This is a genomic window from Butyricicoccus pullicaecorum DSM 23266 (genome assembly GCF_900167005.1).
GTDB classification, from domain to species: domain Bacteria; phylum Bacillota; class Clostridia; order Oscillospirales; family Butyricicoccaceae; genus Butyricicoccus; species Butyricicoccus pullicaecorum.
The window spans coordinates 48,532-55,565 of record NZ_FUXW01000014.1 but is presented as its reverse complement, the minus strand read 5'-3'; the positions used below and the strand labels follow the sequence as shown (position 1 = coordinate 55,565).

The window sequence follows — 7,034 nt, the reverse complement described above, 5'->3', positions numbered from 1 at the left end:
GGACGGCACGCATCCGCCGTGCGGCGTTCGTACTTTCCCACCCTGTCGGCGGCACACAGTAACCCTGACGAGGAAGGAAGACGGGTTCCCAAAGGGACGAGAGCGCGCCTTAAAATACGCCGCAGGCGTGTGCGCTCGAGGTGAGCGGCGGTACGCGATTTTCGAGCGTACCGTAAAAAATATTCCGGTGGAATATTTTTTAGCGATGGAGGCAAACCGTAGGTTGTCCATCCTTTGGCCTTCGTTCCCCTTCCAAGGGGCCTTGCGGAATCAGAAAATACCCCGGTGGGGTATTTTCCCGTAAGGCTGTGGCCGACTTGCTCGGCCAAGCCATGAACGGAGAACGGGGTGCGGCGCAGCCGCAAAACTGAAAACCAATCCGCAGGTTGGTTTTCATGAGCGGCCTTTGGCCGCAGGGGAGTCTTGCCGCCTGCGGGCGGCGCTGGAAATTATTTTTGGTTGAAACCCGGGCCGAACCCCGGGTTTCAAAAGGGGATTTCGCCATCTGCGGATGGCGACTCAGGGCGCTGCCCTGAGAACCCGCAGCCTTTCGAGAAAGGCTGGCGAAAGCTTCAATTTTGTTCCGCTTTATTCGCTCAGGCGAAATACGTCAAGTTCCGGGGTATGATCGTACCACAGTCGATTCATAAACAAACCACACGCGGGCAGGGTCGGGCCTGCCTCCTCGCGGTCACAGGATTCCAGAATCCGGGCAACGTCCTCGGGTTCAAACTTTCCGCTGCCGACATAGAGCAGCGTTCCCGAGATGGCGCGCACCATATTATACAAGAATCCGTCACCGCACACACGAATGCGGATGAGGCCGTCGTTATTCTGGTCAACTTCGCACCAGAAAATGGTACGAACGGTCGATTTGACCGGAGTACCGACCGAGCGGACGGCGTTAAAGTCATGTTTTCCGACGAAAAACTGTGCGCCCTTCTGCATCCGTTCGGCATCGAGCGGATAGGAATAGCGATAGGCGCGGTCGGTCAAAAACGGGTCGCGCATTTTGGAAGGGTAGACGTAATAGGCGTATTCTTTTTTGGTGCAGTCGAACCGTGCGTCGAAGTCGTCCGGCACCTGCACCGCGCCATTGACCGCGATATCCTCGGGCAGCTGTGCGCCGAGTGCGAGGGGCAGGCGGTCGAGCGGAATGCGGCAGTCGGCTTTGAAGTTTGCGACGTATCTTCTCGCGTGGACACCTGCGTCGGTGCGTCCGACACCCGACAAATAGGTATCGCAGCCGAGCAATTTATTGATAGCGTTTGTGACGGTCTCCTGAATGGACGCGCCGTTTTTCTGCACCTGCCAGCCGTGGTACTGGGTACCGACGTAGGACAGGGAAAGTGCGATATTCATACGGTTCACCATCCGAAGCGTCCGAGGACGATGACGGCAGCGAATACGATGACCGACACCGTACCGGTGAGTGCGTCGACCGCGCCGAACTTCATCTGCTTCATGCGGGTACGACCCACGTCGCCGCGGTACAGGCGGCATTCCATCGCGATGGCCAGCTCGTCAGCACGGCGGAACGCCGAGATAAAGAGCGGGACAAGGATGGGCACCATAGCGCGGGCGCGCTGGACAAGGTTACCGGACTCGAAATCCGCACCGCGAGCCTTCTGCGCCGCGATGATCTTCTCGGTCTCCTCGATGAGGGTCGGGATAAAGCGCAGGGCAATGGACATCATCATCGCCAGCTCGTGCACGGGCAGGTGCACCTTCTTAAACGGCGACAGCAGCATTTCCAGACCGTCGGTCAGCTCGATGGGCGAGGTGGTATAGGTCAGCATGGACGTGCCGATGATGAGCAGCAGGATGCGCACGACCATCAAAATGGCCACGCGGATGCCCTGATCGGTGATATGCAGGATGCCAAAGCTCCAAAGTTCGGTGCCTGGGGTGTAGAACAGGTTTAAAAGTGCGGTAAAGGCCACGATAAACACGACCGGTTTGAGGCCGCGCACGACCATTTTCGGCTGGATGCCCGAAATTTTGATGACGGACAGGATATAGAGTGCCAAAAGGGCATAGGACACCGGGCCGGAAGCCAAAAACAGGGTCACAATCATGGCGATGACCAGAACGAGCTTCAGGCGCGGGTCGGTGCGGTGGACGACACTGGTTCCGGGAAAATACTGGCCGATGGTAATATCTCTGAGCATTTATTTTCCCTCCTTATACGCACGGATGGCGCGGACTGCGTCCTCAACGGTGTAGATGGACGGGTCGAGCTCGATGCCGCGGCGGTTCAGCTCCCGGATGACCTTGGTGATCTCGGGAATGTCCAGACCGGCGCGGGCGATCTCGTCGGCGTGGGCGAACACCTCGCGCGGTGTGCCGCACAGCATGACATGTGCGCGGTTCATGACCAGCAGACGGTCGGCCATGCGGGCAATATCCTCCATCGAGTGCGACACGATCAGAATGGTCGCGCCCGAACGCGCATGATAGTCCTGAATTTGTGCCAGAATCTCATCGCGTCCGGCCGGGTCAAGGCCTGCGGTCGGCTCGTCCAGAATGAGCACCTGCGGACGCATGGCGATCACGCCTGCAATCGCAACGCGGCGCTTCTGGCCGCCCGACAGGGCGAACGGTGAATGATTGGCAAGGGCAGGGTCGAGGCCGACAAAGTCCATGGCCTCGCGCACGCGCTTTTCCACCTCGGTCGCCGACAGGCCCATATTCTGCGGGCCGAAGGCGATATCCTTGGCGATGGTCTCCTCAAAGAGCTGGTACTCGGGGTACTGGAAGACCAGACCGACGGCAAAGCGGGTCTTGCGGTCGCACTTGCCCTTTGCGTCCCAGATCGAGTGACCGGACAGCAGGACTTCGCCCGAGGTGGGCTTTAAAAGACCGTTAAAGTGCTGGATGAGGGTGGACTTACCCGAGCCGGTATGTCCGATGACACCCAGAATCTCGCCCTTTTCCACCTGAATATTGACATGATCGAGCGCGGTGCGCTCAAAGGGAGTACCTGCGCCGTAAACCTGGGTCAGGTCTCTCGTTTCTAAAATGTAAGACATGGGTTTTTTCTCGCTCCTCAGTTGGCTGCGGTCGGGCGCAGATAGCCTTCGAGGATATCCGCGCACTCGTCTACGGTCAGCGCATCGATGGGCAGATCGGAACCGATCTGATTGTTGAGGTCAAAGAGTACCTCGATGGTCTGGGGCACGGTCAGGCTGGCCTCGCGCAGCGCGTCCACCTGAGTGAAGATCTCACGCGGGGTGCCCTGCATGAGCACCTTGCCGGCGTGCATGACGATCACGCGTCCGGCCTGGACGGCCTCGTCCATGTGGTGGGTGATGAGCACGACCGTGATGCCCAGACGGGAATTTAAGTCCCGGATGACCCGCATGACCTCCTTGCGGCCGGACGGGTCGAGCATGGCGGTGGGTTCGTCGAAGATGACGCAGCGCGGCATCATAGCGATGACACCGGCGATGGCGACACGCTGTTTCTGTCCGCCCGACAGCTTATGCGGTGCGTGGCGGCGGAATTCATACATGCCGACGGCCTTGAGTGCGTCATCGACCCGGCGGCGAATCTCGTCGGGCGGGATGCCGAGGTTTTCCAGCGCAAAGGCGACGTCTTCCTCCACGACGGTTGCAACGATCTGGTTGTCCGGGTTCTGGAAGACCATGGCGCAGGTCTTGCGGATATCGTACAGGCGGTTCGGGTCGCGGGTGTCCATGGAGTCGACGTAGACCGCGCCGCCGGTGGGCAGGCGGATGCCGTTAAAGTGGCTGGCCAGGGTGGATTTGCCCGAGCCGTTGTGTCCGAGCACGGCGACGAACTCGCCGCGGGCGATGGACAGGTCGACCCCATCGAGTGCGACCTTCTGGCCGCCCTCGGCGGTCTGGTAGACGTACCGAAGCGCCTCGGTTTTGATGATTTCAGACATAGAGGGGATTCCTCCTCGTTACAGTGAATTATCGCGCAGCGATGTAGCGCGCCGACGAGCCGCAGGGCAGGACAAGGCCGGTCGAGGTGACCGGCAGGCCGATCTCCTGCGCTTCCACCCGTCCGGGATGACGAGCGACCGCGGTCGTGCCCAGCAGGTAGGCCATGACCGACGGTGCAAGACCGGTCGAGTAGCTGGAAATGAGCACGAAGAGCGGATGGTCGGACAAGAGCTGCATGGTCAGTGCAACAAAGTCCGCGACGTCCTCCTCGATCTTCCAGGTCTCGCCACCCGGGCCGCGGCCATAGCTCGGCGGGTCCATAATGATGGCATCATACTTGCGTCCGCGTCGGATTTCGCGCTGGACGAACTTTTTGCAGTCGTCCACAATCCAGCGGATCGGACGACCCTCCAGACCGGACGAGGCCGCGTTCTCACGCGCCCACTGGGTCATGCCCTTGGACGCGTCGACGTGGCAGACCGACGCGCCCGCAGCGGCTGCCGCAAGGGTGGCACCGCCGGTGTAGGCGAAGATGTTCAGAACATTGACCGGACGACCTGCGCCGCGGACCTGTTCCATAATAAAATTCCAGTTGACCGCCTGCTCGGGGAACAGGCCGGTGTGCTTGAACGCCATGGGCTTGAGCTGGAAGGTCAGCTCCTTATACGAGATCGCCCACTGCTCGGGCAGGCGGCGAATCTCCCACTTACCGCCGCCCGAAGACGAGCGATGATAGACCGCGTTTGCGCGGTTCCAGAACCGGTCTTCCTCGGTGCGCGGCCAGATGGCCTGGGGGTCGGGACGCTGCAAGAGTTTGTCACCCCAGCGCTCGAGCTTTTCCCCGCCGCCGCAGTCCAGTACCTCGTAGTCCGTCCACTCGTTTGCAATCCACATAGATTTATGAAACCTCCGTCGGTATTCTGTCTTTTTTCGCCGAACTTTGCGCGGCGTTATCCATCGTTTTGATACAAATACAACTCATTACATTGTAACACCATTCTCTTTTCCGCGCAATTCCAACCCAAGACAAAAAGCACGTCCGGGACAGCACTGTTTTCGGGCAAAAAAACCAGTGCTCCCCGCGTAAAATGCTGGTTTTCCGCGATTACTGGTTGCAAGATCGCACAAATCCTCGTATAATGTAGAAAAAACGACGTGCGCCACGCGCACCATCACGAGGAAAATACGCATGAAAAAATACCGCAAAGTGCGCTTTGTCAGTTTCCGCCCGCGCGGGCGGGGATTTATGGGCGCACGCTACACCGGTCGGAGACGCTCCGGCGGCGTGTTCCGGCTGTGGCGCTTCCGCTGGCTGACTCTATTGGGTCTTGTGCTCTCTGGTCTGGCCATCGGTCTGTGCAGTCTGCGTCTGGCGCCCGGCTCCTACGGCGCGGACATGTTCCAGAGCTACTTTGACCATCCCGCCATCCTTTGGCTCAATCTCACCCCGCCCGTCCTGCTCATCCTGTTTTTATGGTTCGTGCTCGGACGGGCATGGCTATCGGTCGCGCTCGGTGGCGGTGTCATCACCGTGCTGTCGGTCGCCGACCACTTCAAAATTATATTCCGCGACGACCCGCTGACCGCTGCCGACTTAGGGCTTGCCGCCGAGGGTCTGAACATGGCAAACAACTATATTTCGGCCATCGGCGCTGAGGTCTTTTTGGCCGTCGGCGCATTTGCCCTGTCCGTGCTCATTCTGGCCGTCATCTGCCGCGCCAATCCGGCACGCACCTGGAAAGGCCGCACGGCAGGCGGTCTGATTACGCTCGGCCTGCTCGTCGGCATGGTCTGGCTGTTCTGCACCGGCGGCCCGATGACCAAGACCGCCTGGAACCAGTGGACGCAGAACGAGGACAATATCAACCAGTGGTCGGCCACCCAGGTCTATCTGTCCAAGGGCTTTGTCTATCCCTTCCTGCACAGTCTGCCCGACGCGGTCGAGGGCAAGCCCGAGGGCTACAAGGATGCCGATGCACAGGCTGTGCTCGAGGCGCACCCCGATGCCGACATTCCGGAGAACCAGAAGGTCAATGTCGTGTCCATCATGCTTGAGGGCTTCAACGACCTGACCCAGTTTGCCGATATCGAGCTGCGCGAAGACAAAAAGAGTCCGTACAAGCCGTGGAACGATCTGGAAAAGATCAGCTACTCGGGCAGACTCATCACCAACATCTTTGCCGCCGGCACGGTGGACACCGAGCGCGGTCACGTCACCGGCATGACCGACTTCGGCAACCTGCGCCACGATATCTGGTCATACGCCCGCTACTTTGGCGATCAGGGCTACATCACCGACGGCAGCCATCCGTCCAACGACTGGTTCTACAACCGCAAAAACATCAACCGCTATCTGGGATTTGACAACTACTACTTTTTGGAAAACCACTATGCCGACATCACCGACGGCGAAATCGCCAAGGACGATGTGCTCATGCCCGAGATCTACGACCTGCTCCTCGAGGACATGGAGCAGGGAAAACCGGTGTTCTCCTTTAACGTCACCTACCAGAACCACGGCCCCTATCCGATCGGCTGGCTGCGCTACGGCGAGTTCGTGCCCAAGGGCGTATACTCGGACGATTCCTATTACATCTTAAATAACTATCTGGGCGGCATCGAAAAAACCGGTCAGCAGCTGGTTAAGCTCAAAAAGAAGCTGGAAAAGCTGGACGAGCCGGTGGTGCTGATGGTCTACGGCGACCATAACCCGTGGCTGGGTGACGGAAACAGTGTATATGAGGAACTCGGCGTCAACTTCGACCTCGACACCAAGGAAGGTTTTGAAAACTACTACGGCACGCGCTACCTCATCTGGGCAAACGATGCGGCAAAGGAAGTCCTGGGCTTTGACTTTGTCGGCGAAGGCCCCGACCTCAGCCCTGCTTTCCTCATGGCGCATTTCTTCGATCTGTGCGGCTGGGAAGGCCCGGCGCTCACCCAGGTCACCAAACCGCTGCTAGACAGCGGTCTGACCGTGGCCAGCAGTCACGGCGTGTACCTGTACAACAACCGCATGTCCGACACCCTGCCCGAGTCGCTGACTGATGAATGGCAGGATTACGTGAATCTGAGCTATTATCTGAGAAACCGCGTCAAATTCAACAACTGACCAAGACAAGG

General features: G+C 59.1%; 6 protein-coding genes. 1 reads left to right on the top strand and 5 read right to left on the bottom strand.

All coding sequences use genetic code 11. The annotated features are described in order from the left end of the window. Nucleotides 1–588: 588 nt before the first annotated feature. Genes truA through B5D52_RS13700 form a run of 5 tightly spaced genes read right to left on the bottom strand, consistent with a single transcriptional unit; the run spans nt 589 to nt 4,805 of the window. Nucleotides 589–1,362, bottom strand: a complete 774-nt coding sequence (truA, locus tag B5D52_RS13720; protein WP_040333041.1) for a tRNA pseudouridine(38-40) synthase TruA — start codon at nt 1,360–1,362, stop codon at nt 589–591. Between the two features lie 5 nt (nt 1,363–1,367). Continuing rightward, nucleotides 1,368–2,171 (bottom strand): energy-coupling factor transporter transmembrane component T family protein, encoded by an 804-nt coding sequence (locus B5D52_RS13715; protein WP_016148963.1) that lies wholly within the window; start codon nt 2,169–2,171, stop codon nt 1,368–1,370. Continuing rightward, nucleotides 2,172–3,032: an energy-coupling factor transporter ATPase gene (locus B5D52_RS13710; RefSeq protein ID WP_016148962.1), complete on the bottom strand. Its 861-nt coding sequence runs from the start codon at nt 3,030–3,032 to the stop codon at nt 2,172–2,174. A 17-nt stretch (nt 3,033–3,049) separates the two neighbouring features. After that, entirely contained in the window at nt 3,050–3,910 is an 861-nt protein-coding gene (locus tag B5D52_RS13705; RefSeq protein ID WP_016148961.1) for an energy-coupling factor transporter ATPase, read from the bottom strand. Between the two features lie 28 nt (nt 3,911–3,938). Beyond that, nucleotides 3,939–4,805 (bottom strand): class I SAM-dependent methyltransferase, encoded by an 867-nt coding sequence (locus B5D52_RS13700; protein WP_016148960.1) that lies wholly within the window; start codon nt 4,803–4,805, stop codon nt 3,939–3,941. Between the two features lie 295 nt (nt 4,806–5,100). On the opposite strand from B5D52_RS13700, the gene B5D52_RS13695 reads away from it, so the two are divergent. Next, nucleotides 5,101–7,023 (top strand): LTA synthase family protein, encoded by a 1,923-nt coding sequence (locus B5D52_RS13695; protein ID WP_016148959.1) that lies wholly within the window; start codon nt 5,101–5,103, stop codon nt 7,021–7,023. Nucleotides 7,024–7,034 lie beyond the last annotated feature (11 nt).